Source organism: Bacillus sp. LLTC93 (assembly GCF_002993125.1).
GTDB classification, from domain to species: domain Bacteria; phylum Bacillota; class Bacilli; order Bacillales; family Bacillaceae; genus Bacillus; species Bacillus zhangzhouensis.
In genome coordinates this window covers 40,114-56,861 of the sequence record NZ_PVME01000004.1, presented here as the reverse complement: position 1 = coordinate 56,861, position 16,748 = coordinate 40,114, and the positions used below count along the sequence as shown (strand labels likewise).

At 38.5% G+C, this 16,748-nt stretch carries 18 protein-coding genes and 2 pseudogenes; 13 read left to right on the top strand and 7 right to left on the bottom strand.

All coding sequences use genetic code 11. The features are described from left to right. Positions 1-6: 6 nt before the first annotated feature. From C6W18_RS14125 to C6W18_RS14105, 5 genes are all read right to left on the bottom strand, one after another. Complete coding sequence (locus tag C6W18_RS14125) at positions 7-567, bottom strand: sulfurtransferase TusA family protein (RefSeq protein ID WP_105927957.1); 561 nt, start codon at positions 565-567, stop codon at positions 7-9. 46 nt (positions 568-613) lie between these two features. Beyond that, positions 614-967 carry a rhodanese-like domain-containing protein gene (locus C6W18_RS14120; protein ID WP_041088804.1) on the bottom strand — a complete coding sequence of 118 codons (354 nt, stop codon included), beginning with the start codon at positions 965-967 and terminating at the stop codon, positions 614-616. A 14-nt stretch (positions 968-981) separates the two neighbouring features. Beyond that, positions 982-1,464 carry a DsrE/DsrF/DrsH-like family protein gene (locus C6W18_RS14115; RefSeq protein ID WP_105927956.1) on the bottom strand — a complete coding sequence of 161 codons (483 nt, stop codon included), beginning with the start codon at positions 1,462-1,464 and terminating at the stop codon, positions 982-984. Positions 1,465-1,586: 122 nt separating this feature from the next. After that, positions 1,587-1,847, bottom strand: coding sequence for a metal-sensitive transcriptional regulator (locus C6W18_RS14110; protein WP_003217059.1), 261 nt, complete (start codon positions 1,845-1,847; stop codon positions 1,587-1,589). Positions 1,848-2,050: 203 nt separating this feature from the next. Continuing rightward, positions 2,051-2,884, bottom strand: coding sequence for a hypothetical protein (locus C6W18_RS14105; RefSeq protein WP_105927955.1), 834 nt, complete (start codon positions 2,882-2,884; stop codon positions 2,051-2,053). Between the two features lie 146 nt (positions 2,885-3,030). Here C6W18_RS14105 and C6W18_RS14100 point away from each other — a divergent pair, with 146 nt between their 5' ends. The 7 genes and pseudogenes from C6W18_RS14100 to C6W18_RS14070 form a co-directional block, all read left to right on the top strand. Continuing rightward, complete coding sequence (locus tag C6W18_RS14100; RefSeq protein ID WP_105928114.1) at positions 3,031-3,606, top strand: hypothetical protein; 576 nt, start codon at positions 3,031-3,033, stop codon at positions 3,604-3,606. An 11-nt stretch (positions 3,607-3,617) separates the two neighbouring features. Continuing rightward, a complete protein-coding gene (locus C6W18_RS14095) occupies positions 3,618-4,055 on the top strand; it encodes a hypothetical protein (protein ID WP_105927954.1) in 438 nt (145 codons plus the stop codon). Between the two features lie 106 nt (positions 4,056-4,161). Beyond that, the gene (locus C6W18_RS14090) at positions 4,162-4,968 is read left to right on the top strand and encodes a hypothetical protein (RefSeq protein WP_105927953.1); all 807 of its coding nucleotides are present in this window, start codon (positions 4,162-4,164) and stop codon (positions 4,966-4,968) included. Then, positions 4,955-5,767, top strand: coding sequence for a hypothetical protein (locus C6W18_RS14085; RefSeq protein WP_105927952.1), 813 nt, complete (start codon positions 4,955-4,957; stop codon positions 5,765-5,767). The genes C6W18_RS14090 and C6W18_RS14085 overlap by 14 nt, the downstream gene beginning before the upstream one ends. A 14-nt stretch (positions 5,768-5,781) precedes the next feature. Next, the gene (locus tag C6W18_RS14080; protein WP_105927951.1) at positions 5,782-6,450 is read left to right on the top strand and encodes an ATP-binding cassette domain-containing protein; all 669 of its coding nucleotides are present in this window, start codon (positions 5,782-5,784) and stop codon (positions 6,448-6,450) included. Further along, positions 6,447-6,956, top strand: coding sequence for a hypothetical protein (locus tag C6W18_RS14075; protein ID WP_105927950.1), 510 nt, complete (start codon positions 6,447-6,449; stop codon positions 6,954-6,956). Before C6W18_RS14080 ends, C6W18_RS14075 begins: the two co-directional genes overlap by 4 nt. 183 nt (positions 6,957-7,139) lie before the next feature. Beyond that, positions 7,140-7,250: pseudogene (locus tag C6W18_RS14070) on the top strand (DUF255 domain-containing protein); the annotation flags it as partial. Between the two features lie 165 nt (positions 7,251-7,415). On the opposite strand, the gene C6W18_RS14065 reads toward C6W18_RS14070, so the two are convergent. Further along, positions 7,416-8,252, bottom strand: a complete 837-nt coding sequence (locus tag C6W18_RS14065; RefSeq protein ID WP_105927949.1) for a helix-turn-helix transcriptional regulator — start codon at positions 8,250-8,252, stop codon at positions 7,416-7,418. A gap of 103 nt (positions 8,253-8,355) precedes the next feature. Between C6W18_RS14065 and fabF the strand changes: the two genes are divergently transcribed. The 6 genes and pseudogenes from fabF (at position 8,356) to C6W18_RS14035 (ending at position 15,265) form a co-directional block, all read left to right on the top strand. Next, positions 8,356-9,588, top strand: coding sequence for a beta-ketoacyl-ACP synthase II (fabF, locus tag C6W18_RS14060; protein ID WP_105927948.1), 1,233 nt, complete (start codon positions 8,356-8,358; stop codon positions 9,586-9,588). A 158-nt stretch (positions 9,589-9,746) separates the two neighbouring features. After that, positions 9,747-10,238 (top strand): annotated as a pseudogene (locus C6W18_RS20345) (thioredoxin domain-containing protein); the annotation flags it as partial. Positions 10,239-10,322: 84 nt separating this feature from the next. Then, the gene (locus C6W18_RS20535) at positions 10,323-11,810 is read left to right on the top strand and encodes a thioredoxin domain-containing protein (protein ID WP_317615002.1); all 1,488 of its coding nucleotides are present in this window, start codon (positions 10,323-10,325) and stop codon (positions 11,808-11,810) included. A 151-nt stretch (positions 11,811-11,961) separates the two neighbouring features. Then, positions 11,962-12,732, top strand: coding sequence for a SurA N-terminal domain-containing protein (locus C6W18_RS14050; RefSeq protein ID WP_105927946.1), 771 nt, complete (start codon positions 11,962-11,964; stop codon positions 12,730-12,732). 224 nt (positions 12,733-12,956) lie between these two features. After that, positions 12,957-14,291 carry a glycerol-3-phosphate transporter gene (gene glpT / locus C6W18_RS14040; RefSeq protein ID WP_034324110.1) on the top strand — a complete coding sequence of 445 codons (1,335 nt, stop codon included), beginning with the start codon at positions 12,957-12,959 and terminating at the stop codon, positions 14,289-14,291. Positions 14,292-14,383: 92 nt separating this feature from the next. Continuing rightward, positions 14,384-15,265: a glycerophosphodiester phosphodiesterase gene (locus tag C6W18_RS14035; RefSeq protein ID WP_105927944.1), complete on the top strand. Its 882-nt coding sequence runs from the start codon at positions 14,384-14,386 to the stop codon at positions 15,263-15,265. Between the two features lie 45 nt (positions 15,266-15,310). Here C6W18_RS14035 and C6W18_RS14030 read toward each other — a convergent pair whose 3' ends face one another. Next, entirely contained in the window at positions 15,311-16,699 is a 1,389-nt protein-coding gene (locus C6W18_RS14030) for an amino acid permease (protein WP_105927943.1), read from the bottom strand. Positions 16,700-16,748 lie beyond the last annotated feature (49 nt).

The window sequence follows — 16,748 nt, the reverse complement described above, 5'->3', positions numbered from 1 at the left end:
CAGCTCCTATTTTTCAATCGCTCCTGTCCAGCTATTCATGCCTGGCACGATATTCATCAATTGATGAAATCCTTTTTCTTTTAACTTTTGCGCAGCTAATTCACTTCTTCTACCTGAATGACAGATGAGGTGAATGACCGTATCCCGGCTCAATTCTTCCGTACGTTGTTCAACCTCACCAAGAGGGATGTGGACAGCTCCTGGAATATGACCCGCCTCGTATTCATCCAGCTCTCGTACATCTAAAATAAACAAAGATGATTCTTCTTTTACCTTCTGTTGAAAAATCTCCAAAGACATTTCCGAAATCATTGACTCCCCTTCTTTCTCTTTCGCTCCGCCCTTTCGGATCAAATGATGGAGCACCTGTCCTTCTACTTTTGTTCCTAAAAATTCGTGACCAGCGCTTTTTGACCAAGCCGCTAGATCCGCTGCTGACCCTTTATCGGTTGCTTGCACCTCAAGCACGTCTCCTGGTAATAGCTCATTCATTTGTTTTTTTGTTTTCACAATCGGCATCGGACATGCCAATCCTTTTGCATCTAAAATGACAGTTGGTTGATGCACGTGATGTCCTCCTTTATATAGGGGTGGGGGTATATTTTATACATACTTAATGCCAAGCATTCATGCCACCCTTGATATTCGTAATTTGTGTAAATCCTTGCTTCTTCAATATTTTAGCTGCCTGCATACTTCTCATTCCGCTTTGGCATATCACATAGACCTCTTTGTCTTTCGCAAGCTGATTTGCTCGTTCTTTTAGCTGAGGTAAGGGGATGTTGCGAAATCCTTTAATATGGTTTGTTTGAAATTCTACAGGAGACCGAACGTCAATCAGTTGTTGATGCTGCCTACGCAATTGAGGTTTCATATCTGCTGCATCAATTTGTTTTACACCCTTTACAGGAAGGAAACGGCTCACCAGCAAACCAATGACGATGATGATCAAAAGTGTTTGAATCATGTGTTAACACCTCACTAGATAAATAAATTCACATTCCCAATTTCAGCCTCAGCTAAATACGCCGCCACACCAGCATATTGAATATCATCTAATAATTCTTTCTCCTGCAATCCTAAAAGGTCCATCGTCATTGTACATGCCACGAGGTTAATCTCCTGTTCCTTCGCCATATCAATAAGCTGCGGCAAAGTCATGGCATTGTGCTTTTTGATCACGTGCTTAATCATCTTTGGGCCCATTCCAGCAAAATTCATCTTTGAAATGCCCATTCGATCAGCGCCGCGCGGCATCATCTTGCCAAACATTTTTTCTAAAAAGCCTTTCTTCATTGGCACCATGTCATCCTGACGCAAGGCATTCAGTCCCCAAAAGGTATGAAAAATCGTCACCTCATGATCATAGGCTGCTGCGCCATTTGCAATAATGTAAGCGGCCATCGCTTTATCATAATCTCCACTAAATAAAATAATCGTCGTCCGTTTCTTCTGTTCTTCCATCCTGCTCCTCCTTTTAATTACCCGTGGGGGTATATAAAATCTAAAAAATATATACACATACCGGTAAGGGTATATTATAACAAGTAAAAAAATTCGTCAACCTCCAAAGGCTGAAGAATTTCTTATCGGCTTTTCACCAATAGCTCAACCGCTTCTTTCACAAGACCCTCCGTATCCTTGCCTTGTTCAAGACTTTCCCGGACACATTGCTCAAGGTTTGTACTCACAATGACACCCATCGCCCGATCAATGGCATTACGTGAGGCAGACAGCTGCGTCACCACCTCGCGGCAATCCTTTCCCTGCTCCATCATCGCCAGAACACCTTTAATCTGCCCTTCAATCCGGCGAAGACGATTCTTCATCTGCTGATTATATTCCATGCACAAGCACTCCTTTCTATTGGATTCCTACGAACGATAGTATACCCTTAGAGGTATTTAGTCAATCATGATGATTCACTAAAAAAGAAAAACTGCTGAGATGAAATGTCACAGCAGCTTCTCATTTTTAAACTTGTTTCCTTTCTTAGAGCGGATAAATGTGTAGATTTCAAACCTATAGGATAATATACACATTTACAAAATCATTCCGTTTCCATATTACTTATTAAATCATACTTAGATAGATATATTCCTCCAACTATCAAGATAATAGTACAAAGAATAGGTACTATTATCAGTGTAATACTAATAGAGACAACTGGAGATAAACCAAACATAGGATGCCTAATCAGCATAAATGCATTTCCAAGTAGCATTGGGTTGTCTGAGAAAATGGAAAGAAATAATATACAGATACAAACTATGAAACTATAAATTGTTTTAAAAATTAATGATAATAAAGCAAAGATAAAAGTGAAAAGAAATGTCCCAGCTATATTTAAGAGAATTGAATAAACAATAATTTGACTATAAGAGAATTGGAATGATGAATATCTTAAAATACTTTCGCCGTAATCTGTCAAATTATTTACTGTACCCCCACTCAACTTCCATACAAACCAAGTTAAGGACAATATTAATATGTAAAAGATCAATATTGCGGTGGAACAAAATAATAATTTACTTATCCACAATTTAAATATTGACTTGGTTCTAACTCTAATAAACGCACTATGGGCAAATAGATCTTCTTTTATAAAAGTATTGACCAATATTGCACCACTTAATAGAAATATAATCCATCCAAAAGGAAATTCAATTATTTGTTGTTCGACAAGTTCAAAGGGAACACCCGCAAAGGTTTTCCCAATAACATCCCAAAACGCAACAGTACTTTTGGATAAACTAATATGTAGAAAGTAAAGGTAGTATAGAAAATTAAATAAGCCTAGAATAAATATAACGATAAAGATCTTTACAGTTCTATGGGACCCAAGAATCATATCTCTTTTAAAAAGTAATAATAAACCAATCATGTATAGAATCCTCTCTTATCAACTAACTAGAACATAGCATAACATAACTTTTAAGTTAAAAAAATGCAAAAAAAGGTGTATTTTTCTTTATTTTATTGTATAATTTTTATGTACCGGTACAAATTATGGTTTTAGTGGGGAAAATAGTGAAAAAGTTATTTACATTTTTTTTAATTTTAATAATGATATCTTTAATTAGCGCTTGTCAAACTAGTAAGTTCAATAACACAATAAAAGACAAAGCTCCAGATCCCTCTATAAGTATAAAAGATTTGGATAATAGTACAAAAGATGAACCAAAACTATTCTATTTTGATACTGAACAAAAGCAAAGTCTTTTCAAAGTTATATTTTGGGAAAACCTGAAAGAGGATCGTTATTATCAAGGTCAGATTAAGAATAATGATGTCGCAATTGAGAATGTTTTCAAAGGAGAGGACCTCGAAGTTGGACCACTTCCTAAAAATTATGAATTAGCGATGACCTTTAGTCAAAAAGAACCTCCCCCAACAAAAATCTTAGGAAAATTGAAAGATGATAGGGGAGTGACTCATCAATGGGAGCAATCTTATGATATCCCAGATGCTGATCACGATTTTTTAATCAATTTACCAACATTCAAAGGTCAGAAAGCAGAAATAGCATTAAGAATGATTTGGCTAAATAAAGATAATGATTGCATAGGTGTCGCAGATAAATATTTTGTTGTAAGTAAACAGTGAGGAGAAGACCGTTGAAAAATAAAATAATCATTACCCTAACTTTAATTCTAGGAGTAACCTTTTCTACTATAGGAATTGTGCATGTCTATGCAGGAGAACCAACTGGCAACTATAAAGATACTAATTATAATTTTAGATTTCTAAAAGGAAATCCATATGATGAGACAACATCTAGAACAAAATATACTAAATCCTGGTATTATATGAACAGTGAAAAGAATAATACTTCTTATGTAGCCTGGGCCAGATCTAAAGGAAAAGATGTTTCAGATGGCCACTATTATACAATTAAGAAAAATTATAAAGGAGTACAACTCCTATACAATTTGGCAGTTGAAAAAACATTCTTGGGAATAGGATATCCGCCTGTTACGATAGGTGCTAAAAAGAATGCAGCTGGTTATGCTAATGGCGTATGGAGTCCCGATTACGATCCAAATAGCCCTTGATTCTATTAGGCTCTTTAAATTCAAAAGAGAACTATATGACACAGCGACTCAGAATTAACTGAGTCGCTTCTACATTTATTTTTAAATAAACGAAATGGAGAGATACATGTTTTATTTGCTTATATTACGATTAATAAAACGCCCATCTTTTTACATATCATTAGCCATTGGTGCAATTCTAGCAATTGCATATTTTTGGACAGAAGAAATGCCACTAAAAGAACATTTAGAACTTACTGGAGGAATTTCTTTTACCCCTTATACAAAATGGATGGGGATTGGTGGAATATCAGATTATCCAGCACTTTACATGTTCTTATTACCAATTTTAGCAACACTTCCATTTTCAGATCTGTACTCAAGAGATCGATCAACTGGTTTTATTCGCTTTTTAATTATTAGAGGAAAACAAAAACAATATTTCTTTAGTTTGTTTCTTATAAACTTTTTAGCAGGTATGCTCACAGCTGTCTTTCCTCTATTATTAAATATTTATTTGTCTTTCATGAGACTTCCAAATATAAAACCTGATAGAGCGATTAACAATGAGATGCCTTTAGACTCTGATAATACTTTCTTACCAGATCTATATTATACACATCCCTTTGTTCATATGCTTTTATATGTAATATTGATTGGTATTTTCTCTGGTATGTTCGCAAGTATAGCTTTGGGATTTGGAATGTTTATTAAAAAATCATTTGTTGTTCTAATTACACCTTTTGCAAGTTTATATGTCATAAACATGGTACTTTCAACACTAGGGCATCAGGAAATGATATCAACAAGCTTCTTGCAACAACAGGCTACAGATGGTGTGAGTCTAGCAAGTCTTGTTTTACACTTGTTTATCGGATTTATGTTAAGTTTTTCATTATACATTCTAGGGGTTAAAAAGAATGTTATTCATTAAAGAACTACATATCGTTTTACTCGACATATACCGTTATAAAGTGCGATTATTCATTTGGTTTTTTTGTTATTTGCTCTGTATTTTATATTTAGTCAAAGAAAGTTTACCGCAACATGGAATAATGGGAATACCACAATCTTTAAATTTATTTTTCTCTTCCTATACATTTATTTTTCCCGTATTACCCCTTTTTCTAATGTTTTTTTCATTTGGAATCGTACCTTTTTTTGACTCTTCTCGTTTTGTTCGTTATCAAAAAAGAGAAAAAGTATTTTTATCGTTATTATTACGTGTCTTTTGGATCTGTCTAATATTCACTCTCATATACCTAATCGGTGGTTTCCTTCTGGGTGGCTTCCTGTCAGGAAGGTGGGACAACGTTTGGCTGTCTACAAAAGGAGCTCCGTACTTAATATATGGCGATCAACTACCTTTAGATGAATACTTTTCATCTAATATCATGTTAATTAGATATCTGATTACAAGTTTATTGGTATTCTATCTGATCGGACTATTTGTTGTGGTTTGCTATTTGTTAAGTAAAAATTATATATACAGCTTTATTATCATTTCATCTACTGTCATTCTTGATAAAATGCTTAATATTTATTTTGGTTTTTCTTTCATTAATGACTCTCTGTCATTAGAAATGACATCTTGGCTTATACCAGGTTTATTTTCTAGAATGATTTATTTATTTAGTGGTTTTGGATTACTTTTTACTTTTCTTGCATATAAAATTTTTATCAAACAAGATTTTTTAAATGAATACGGTATTGATCATGAAAAAGAATGTTAATCGAGGTGAAACTCATGTCAGAAGAATATATTAAAATTGAGGCATTAAACAAATTTATAAAAAAAAACCACGTCCTTAAGAATATTAACTTATCATTAAAAAAGGGGAGTATTTATGGTTTTCGTGGACCTAATGGATCCGGAAAAACAATGTTATTTCGTGTATTATCCGGATTAGTAAAACCAAGTGATGGAAAAGTAACTGTAGGTGGGAAACACTTACACAGAGACATCTCATTTCCCGAAAATGTTGGAATATTAATAGAGTATCCTGGTTTTATACCAGAATATACTGGTTTTGCTAACCTAAAATTACTCTCTATGATTCAGAATAAAATTAACGATAACGAAATTTCTGCTGTGATTTCTCGTGTAGGGCTTGATCCAAATGACAAAAGAAAGTTTAAAAAGTATTCACTTGGAATGAAACAACGTTTGGGAATAGCTCAAGCAATTATGGAAAAACCAGATTTGCTCATTTTAGATGAACCTACTAATGCTTTAGATGAGAAAGCAGTCGAAATAGTACATCAATTACTCGTAACATTAAAAAATGAAGGTAAAACAATTTTAATTGCTAGCCATGATAAAGAAACTCTTCAAAAGGTTTCAGATACGATTTATGATATTGAATCTGGTGAAATTATAAAAGAAACGATTATTGATAGGGATAAAGAAAAATGAGAAAAAAAGTAATAGTAATTTCAGTGATGACTATAATTTTTATCTTAATCAGCATGTTCCGCTATCAACAAGTGAATAGTGAATACTCCAACTATAAAGTAACAGAAAAAAACCTTACGACAAATGAAACATTTGAATTTCTAAAAATAAGTCATACGTTTAAAAAAGCTAAGAAAATTAATACCATTGATGAAATGAGAAATAAAATAACTGAATACCGCATACCATTTACATTAAAAAATAAAACAAACGATAAACTCCCCCTACATCCTGAATTTTATAGAATGATGAGGGGAGAGGAAGAAACCCAGACCATAGACTTTATTAATAATAAGACGGGGAAAAGAATTAAAGATATAAATCCTCATCAATATTTAAATGGTACAGTCACCTTTACATTTGGAAATAATGGTGAGGAAAATTTAAAAACTCCTAAACTCCATATGATTGGGAGCGATGGAATATCAGTTGAGAAATTCATTGTGGAAATTGATTACTTCAAGTAACAAATAATATTCATATCAAAAGAAATACATCCTATTGTCCTCTTCTATTTTTAGAGGATTTTTTTATTTAAAAAGACGAAGTCTCACTAAAATTAAAGTACGCAGGAAATTAATATATGAAAGCATGTGAACTCATGACAAACAAAAAATGCTCAACCGATTAATCACTGAAAGTCGCCATATTTTCTCCAACAAGCCTATAATCCGGTCAACTGGTACACATGGTCAGACGAAGCATTCAAGAAAGCGAAACGCGAAAACAAAGCAGTTTTCATATCGATTGAGTATGGATAACCAAAGGAACTTGCCATTGATGGGATAGAATCAATTTTATATTAGATGCACAACAATAACTTCATCCAAATACAAAGAACGAATTGGAACTATACTAGTTGTTTTTTAAGTCTACAGAAAGCTAAAAGAGTATTCCTCAAATCAATTCCACTCTCCAAACAATAGCTAGCCTTCGATTAAACGTTTTAACTTAAGCTCAGTTTCAGTATCCTCAACTGGAGTATAGACACTGCATCTTAAATCGATATCCCCATACACTTGTAATGAAGTGAGATTAAACAACATTTTACCTACCTTAGCATGACGAAATTCAATTAATACTTCAGGAGCATAGCTTATCTCATTTTCATTCCATATTTTACGAAACTCAGGATATGCCTCCTCCATTTCTTCTATAAATTGCTCATACCAGTCATCAGCCACATACTGTCCATAATACGTTCTAAATATTGCGATATATCCTCTAACAAAATGCTCCCAATTCACGGCTAAACTTTTAAATTCCTTTCTTGCGAATAGTAAGCGTATGATATTCCTTTCTGCCGGGATGATTTGTTCAAAGTCCAAAAATACATTAGCTGCTGCTTGATTCCATCCAACAATCTGACTTCTTCTATCTGATATAATCGTTGGGCAATAACGAAGTTCCTGCAAAATTTTTACTAGAGCCGGACTGATTTCCTTCTCATTCTCATTGATAAAGGATTGTTTCACTCCTTCCTCTAACGCTAAAGCGTACAAATATCTCCTTTCATCGTTATTTAATTGTAATGCTCGAGAAATAGCATCTAATACCGAAGTAGATACTTTTATATCTCTGCCTTGTTCTAACCATGTATACCAAGTAAGACTTACACCGGCTAGTAGAGCCACTTCTTCTCTTCTGAGTCCTTGTGTTCTTCTGCGGGTTCCTACAGGTAAACCAACCATTTGGGGAGTAATTTTCGAACGTTGGTTCTTTAGAAATTCTGATAATGCTTGAAGTCTTGTTTCAGGTTTCATTAAGATCTCCCTTTAAAATATTATTAATTATACTAGGATAAACAACAACTTGTAATAGGATAACACAATGGCTAAAGTTAATAAAAACAAGGAGGGAATGATCATGAAAAGAGTTGTCGTTACTGGAATGGGAGTTATTTCTCCACTAGGGAATGATGTAAATAGCTTTTGGAATCAACTTATTAAAGGACACTCGGGAATATCTCTAATTGATTCTTTTGATACTACTGATTATAAAACAAAAATAGCTGGAATCGTTCGTGATTTCGATGCAGATGAAATATTGGGGAGAAAAGAAGCAAAACGATTAGATCGTTTTAGCCAGTTTGCCTTAGCAGCAGCCGAACAAGCATTAGAAAATTCACAATTACAGTTAGACAATGTTGATCTCGAACGTTTAGGAGTATATGTTGGTTCAGGAATCGGGGGTATACAATCACTTGTTGATAATGTGAATGTATTAGATAAACGAGGTCCCTCGAGAGTAAGCCCCAGCCTTGTACCCATGATGATTTCAAATGCAGCTGCGGCCCAAATAAGCATAAAATTAGGAGCACAAGGACCATCATTGTCACCAGTCACAGCTTGTTCTATTGGGAACACCTCTATTGGTGAAGCTTTCAATGCGATCCGAAATGATGAAGCAGATATTATATTTGCCGGTGGAGCAGAAGCTACCATCACACAGATATCTTTGGCTAGTTTTGGAAACGCACATGCACTATCTACTAGAAACCAAGACCCAAGTCGAGCCAGCCGCCCATTCGATACAGATAGAGATGGCTTTGTTATGAGTGAAGGCGCTGGTATCTTAGTATTAGAATCTTTAGAAAACGCTATTCTTAGAGATGCGCCGATATTATGTGAAGTAGTGGGATACGGAGCTAGTTCAGATGCTCATCATATGGTAGCATCACACCCAGAAGGTAAAGGTGCCTACTTAGCCATGAAAAAAGCATTGAGAAGTGCAAATATATCAACAGGTGAAATCGATGTTATTAGTGCTCATGCAACAAGTACACAAGTAGGTGATCGTTCAGAAGTTCTAGCTATTAAGAAATTATTTGGTGATCGCTCAGGTGAAATTCCAACAACGGCGAACAAGTCAATGACAGGGCACATGTTTGGTGCTGCTGGAGGAGTAGAAGCAATTGCTTTAGTAGAAAGTTTGAGACGAGGAATGATTCCGCCAACTATTAATGTAGAGAAGCAAGATCCAGATTGTAACTTAGATATTGTAACAGAAGCGAGACACCTTCCATTGAAATATGGGTTATCAAATTCTTTTGGTTTTGGAGGACATAATTCAGCAATCTTGTTGAAGCATTACGATTGAAGTAGTTAAAAGGTGAAATAATGAAAAAGCAAGGGTTTATAGCCCTTGTTTTTTCATTATGGGAATACCTCACAGACAAATTATGACGGGCCTCAGCAATCTGATATATTAAATGGAGAAAAGAGAATACTTAAAAACATTTATAAAGAAGGTGACCCATGCCAAACAATCAAACACCCAACCCACTCATCACTGAAAAATCACCATATCTCCTTCAACATGCCCATAACCCAGTTCACTGGTACCCGTGGGGGCAAGAAGCCTTCGACAAAGCCAAACGTGAAAATAAACCTGTGCTTGTCAGCATCGGCTATGCCACTTGTCACTGGTGCCACGTCATGGCCCATGAAAGCTTCGAAGACCAAGAAGTCGCCGATATCCTAAATGAGCATTTCATTTCGATTAAAGTCGATCGTGAGGAGCGTCCCGATATTGATTCCATGTATATGTCCGTTTGCCAGATGATGACGGGGCAAGGCGGCTGGCCGCTCAACGTGTTTGTCACGCCTGATCAAAAGCCTTTTTATGCGGGGACTTATTTTCCGAAAAGAAGTGCTTACGGCCGTCCGGGCTTCATTGAAGCATTGACGCAATTGCTGGATGCGTATCACAACGACCGAGATCATATTGAATCATTGGCAGAGAAGGCGACGAATAACCTGCGGATCAAAGCAGCAGGTCAGACAGAAAACACGCTGTCTCAAGAATCCATCCACAAAGCCTATTACCAGCTCATGAGCAGCTTTGATACGCTGTATGGCGGATTCGGCTCTGCGCCAAAATTTCCTGCACCTCATATGCTCTCGTTCCTTATGCGCTATTATGAATGGACTGGGCAGGAGAATGCGTTATATGCGGTCACGAAAACGTTAGATGGTATGGCAAATGGCGGTATATATGACCATATTGGTTCAGGCTTTTCTCGTTATTCGACGGATGAAAAATGGCTTGTGCCGCATTTCGAAAAGATGCTGTATGATAACGCCTTGCTGATGGAAGCATATACAGAAGCCTATCAGCTCACTCAACAACCTGAGTATGAAAAGCTTGTCCACCACCTTATCCAATTTATGAAACGAGATATGATGAATCCCGGCGGCTCCTTTTATTCAGCGATAGATGCAGATTCTGAAGGGAAAGAAGGGCAATTTTACGTCTGGTCTAAAGATGAGATCATGACCCATTTAGGCGAGGACCTTGGCGCTTTATTCTGCGCGGTCTATCACATCACAGAAGAGGGGAACTTTGAAGGGTGGAACATTCCTCATACGATTTCAACCTCATTTGATGACATCAAAGCATCGTTTTCGATAGACGACAAAACCCTTCAGTCCAAGCTGCAATCCGCTCAGCACATCTTACAATCCGTGAGACAGCAGCGTCCCGCACCGCTTGTCGATGACAAGGTGCTCACATCCTGGAATGCACTGATGATCTCTGCACTTGCCAAAACAGGAAGGGTATTTGATGCAGAGGAAGCCATCAGCATGGCGAAGCAGGCGATGTCTTTTCTAGAAACACACCTCGTCCAAAATGAACGACTCATGGTCCGCTACAGAGAAGGGGACGTGAAGCACCTAGGCTTTATCGAGGATTATGCACACATGCTTTCAGCCTATTTGTCTTTATACGAAGCGACCTTTGAACAAGACTTTCTTGAAAAAGCGAAGACTGTTGCCGAGAACATGTTTGAGCTGTTTTGGGACAATGAAAAAGGGGGCTTTTTCTTCTCGGGGTCAGATGCGGAAGCACTCATCGTTCGCGAAAAAGAAGTGTACGACGGTGCCATGCCTTCTGGTAACAGCACCGCACTCAAACAGCTTCTCACGTTGAGTAGAATGATCGGACGGCAAGACTGGCTGGAAAAATTAGAGCAGATGTTCAAAATCTTTTATGTCGATGTCTCTTCCTACCCAAGCGGACACACAGCGTTCCTACAAGGGGTCTTGAGTCAATATGCCGCCAAACGAGAAATCATCATTCTCGGAAAAAAGGGCGACCCGCAAAAAGAGCGGCTTTTACAGGCACTTCAGAAACGATTCATGCCATTTGATATCATATTAACCGCTGAAACAGGGCAGGACCTAGCACAGCTCGCACCATTTGCAAAAGATTACAAAACGATCGACGGCAAGACGACCGTGTATATTTGTGAAAACTACAGCTGCCGCCAGCCTATCACGAATATCGACGAGGCAATGGAACAATTATTCCAATTTTGAGCTGTCATATGATGACTGCGAGAAGTCAAAATGAGGACAAACAGATGAAAAAAATGTCAATCCGCTAACAATTCGTGTATACGGTTTTATTTTTCCTCTAAAACGGTTAGAATGCGCACTAGATGTTCTCATACCGAAGGGAGAGAAAATGATGAAAAAGGTATCATATGCACTCATCGCTTGTCTGCTATCTGTTGGGCTTGCAGCTTGCTCATCAAACGATGCAAAACAGGATAAGCAGAATGACTCAGCCAAAAACAAGGAAACAACACAGGCTGATCAAAAAGAGCAGCAAAAGCAAATGGAAGACATGCAAAAGAAATTAGATGCACAAAAAATCGATGACAAAAAGGTCGTTGCGACCGTCAACCAAGACAAAATCACAGGCAGTGAATACAATAGCGCCTTATCGACCATTCAAGGGCAGCTTCAGCAAGCAGGGCAAGACCCAACATCTAAAGAAGGTGCAAAAGAAGTCAAGAAACAAACCATTGATGCGCTCGTAGGTCAAGAGCTCATCCTGCAAGATGCTGAGAAGAAGGGCTTCAAAGCCTCTGACAAAGAAGTAGATAAGCAGCTAAAAGAAGAAAAGAAACAATTTAAAGACAATGCTCAATTCGAAGAAGCACTCAAAAAGAGCGGACTCACAATAGATCAGTTAAAAAGTGACATTGCCGACAGCATCAAATACAGCCAATATGTCGACAAAGAAATCAAATCAGCCTCTGTCTCTGAAAAAGACGTTAAAGCGTACTATGACCAATACGCAGAACAAATGAAAAAACAAAAGCAAAAAGCACCAGAATACAAAGAAATCAAATCACAAATTAAAAAACAGTTAGAATCTCAAGAAAAGCAGAAAGAAGTACAAAAAGAAATTGAAAAACTAAAGAAATCTGCGAAAGTTCATGTGTCCATTTAACCGATATGAAAAAATCCGCCATTGTGCGGATTTTTTTCATGACTGGATGAACATTTTTCCAAAATAATGACAAAAGCCTCATCATAAACATCTCCTTCATCCGATATGATGGGAGTACAAAAGAAAGCGTTATCAATTCTTTTGTCTCTGAAAAAGTACAAGATCGAAGGCATATCTCGTACTTTTGCTTCAGTCAATCGGATATCCACAAAAGGAGGATCTTTATGTTCAAATGGTTTAAACCAGCTCCGCATATCGACAGGCTTGATGATGCCAAAACAGACGAGACCTATAAACGGCTGCGGCTGCAAGTCTTTTTAGGGATCTTTATCGGGTATGCAGGCTACTATTTGCTGCGCAAAAATTTCGCCTTTGCCATCCCTTATTTACAGGAAGAAGGGTTCACGAAAAGTGAATTAGGCTTTGTGCTAGCGGCTGTCTCCATCGCTTATGGCTTTAGTAAATTCATCATGGGCATGATCTCGGACCGCTGTAACCCACGATATTTTTTAGCCACCGGACTCTTTCTATCAGCCATTATTAATATCCTATTTGTCTCGTTTCCATGGGTGACTTCAAGTGTATGGATCATGTTTTTATTCATGTTTTTAAACGGTTGGTTCCAAGGAATGGGGTGGCCTCCATGCGGACGTACGATGGCCCATTGGTTTTCAATCAGTGAGCGAGGCACGAAAATGTCCATTTGGAACGTCGCTCACAATATCGGTGGGGGTATTCTTGCACCGCTCATTACATTAGGAATTGTGCTGTTTGCGACTTGGAAAAGTATCTTTTTCTTCCCTGCCATCATTGCCATTATCGTTTCTTTCGTGATCATTCTTCTCGTAAGGGACACCCCGCAATCCGCTGGGCTTCCGCCAATCGAGGAATATCGAAATGATTATCCGGCACAGAAATATGAGGATCAAGAAAAAGAATTAACAGTGAAAGAGATTTTATTTAAATATGTACTCAACAATAAATTCCTTTGGTATATCGCCATTGCCAACGTCTTTGTGTACTTCGTCCGTTACGGTGTCGTTGACTGGGCGCCGACCTATTTAACGGAAGCAAAGGGCTTTTCACCAGAGCATTCACGCTGGTCTTATTTTCTTTATGAATATGCAGGCATTCCCGGTACATTATTGTGCGGCTGGATCAGTGACCGCTTCTTTAGAAGCCGCCGTGCACCAGCAGGCGTCCTCTTTATGGTTGGGGTTTTAATTGCTGTTCTCGTGTACTGGTTAAATCCTGCTGGCAATCCAATGGTCGATAACATTGCCCTCATCAGCATCGGCTTTTTGATTTACGGGCCTGTCATGCTCATTGGACTTCAAGCCATTGATCTCGCCCCTAAAAAAGCCGCTGGCACTGCTGCCGGGCTCACAGGCTTCTTCGGCTATATTGGCGGCTCTGCCTTTGCCAATGCCATGATGGGCGTAGTCGTGGATCACTATGACTGGACAGGAGGCTTTATTTTACTGGTTGGTTCTTGTGTGCTTGCGATTGTCTTCCTGGCGATGACATGGAATACAGGGAAGCGCGTAGAGCAGGCTTAATGAAAATCACATAAAAGATTCATATCCCCCCAACATGCTCTTTACATCTATTTCTTATGATGAAGGCAGTTACCGTAGAAGGAGGATAAAATATGAAGAAAAGTAGATTACTTGCTTTCGTGTTGCTCTCTTTTGCTTTACTGTCTTTTGCGTGGGTGCCGACTACTGTATCGGCACATGAACATCTTTTATCTCCAGATCGCATTTTAACCGTTGCACATCGCGGAGCATCAGGGTATGCACCAGAGCATACCCTGGCTTCCTACCAGCTTGCCACAAAGATGAATGCGGATTACCTCGAACTCGACCTCCAAATGACAAAGGATGGACATCTCATCGTCATGCACGATGAAACTGTTGACCGGACCACAAACGGAACAGGCTGGGTCAAAGACCTCACACTTGCCGAAATCAAACAGCTCGATGCCGGCGCATGGTTTAACGAAGCCAACCCCGACAAACAAAATGCCAATTATATTGGACAGCAAGTACTCACATTAGATGAGGTGTTGCGCTATTTCGGCAAACGAGAGAATTATTATATTGAAACAAAAAAACCGGACCTTTATCCACAAATGGAAGAAAAGCTATTGGCCACCTTAAAGAAACATCACCTTCTCGGAAAACATACTAGAAAAGGGCAAGTCATCATCCAATCCTTTAGTCTAGACAGCCTGCTAAAACTACAGAAACTAGCTCCACGCCTTCCAAAAGTACAGCTATTAGATAGAGCCCAAATGACGTCCATCACAGACGATCAGCTCGACTTCATCAAAACTTACGCAGTGGGTATCGGACCTAATTTTAGAGCATTAACTCTTGAGAATGTGCAGCAGGTCAGAAGCCACGGGCTTCTTCTTCATCCATATACAGTAAACAGCGAAGCAGACATGACCCGTCTTCTGCAATACGGCGTCACCGGCCTTTTCACCAACTTTCCAGATGTCTTTCAGCGTGTAAAAGCCTCGCTGTAAACAACAAAAAAGCCTTGCGGTTCGTTCATTCCGCAAGGCTTTCTATTATTTCACCGTTTGATCAGTTGAAGCTGTTTCAATCGGTTTTCGTTTTCCAATCCCAAATACAAAAAAGCTAAGCGCCACTACAATCAAGAATACAATTCCCACAATAAGAGAAATACGCGTATCCTGATTAATGAGCATAAACACAAGAACCATCAATAAGAAGCCAATAGTAAGATAATTAGAAACTGGTGCTAGCGGCATCTTGAATGGATGCTGATCAAGCGCTGCCCCCTTCGCCTTTCTAAAGCCAATATGACTAATTAAAATCACAAACCAAGGCACCATACCAGGGAGAACGCTCGCACTATACACATAGACGAAAATATTTGGCGGAGCAACATAATTCAGGACAACTCCTACCGCTAGACCGATCAGTACAGCGAATGTCCCAAAATACGGTACACCGTTCTTTGAGATTTTTGTAAAGAAAGCTGGCGCCTGTCCATTCACACCTAATGTATAAAGCATACGTCCCGCACTGAAAATACCACTGTTACAGCCAGACATAGCTGCTGTAATCACAACGAAGTTAATAATACCAGCTGCCGCTGTAATTCCAATTTTCGCAAACGTCGCCACAAATGGACTGCCAAGGGTATTGAGCTGATCCCAAGGATACACAGTCACAATGACAAAGATCGCACCGATATAGAAAATCAAAATACGCCAGATGATACTTTTGATCGCATTTGTCAGTGTCTTTTGCGGATTTTGCGCCTCACCTGCTGTAATCCCAATGAGCTCTACGCCTTGATAGGCAGCAATGACAAGAGACAACGCAAACAAGAATCCACTAAATCCACCTGTAAAGAACCCTCCATGCGCCCAAAGATTAGACAAACCAATTGCTGTTCCGCCATTTCCAAATCCAAAGAAAATAATGCCTAGACCCGCAATAATCATCAAGATAATCGTCACAATCTTGATCATCGCAAACCAAAATTCAAACTCACCGAACGACTTAACCGAAATCAAGTTGGCCGCGCCTAAAATGATCATCGCAATTAATCCTGGAATCCACGCCGGTAATTCTGGAAACCAATATTTCATATAAGCGCCTACTGCAATAATTTCAGACATCCCAACAATGACCCATTGGAACCAGTTACTCCAAGCCGTCATATACCCCGCAAGCGGATGAATATATTGATGTCCGAATGTAGCAAACGATCCAGTACTCGGTTCAAGATATAACATTTCTCCCATAGCACGCATAATAAAAAAGATAAAGATGCCACACACTGCATACGCAAGAAGAACCGATGGACCTGTCCATTGAATGGCTTTGGCTGACCCCATAAATAAGCCAACACCAATTGTTCCGCCAAGTGCAATCATTTGAATATGACGGGCACTTAACCCTCTCTTTAATTCCTTTTGAGCCACTTTTCTTCCCCCTCATCAACAAACAGCATAAAAAGTAAAAAATCAGAAT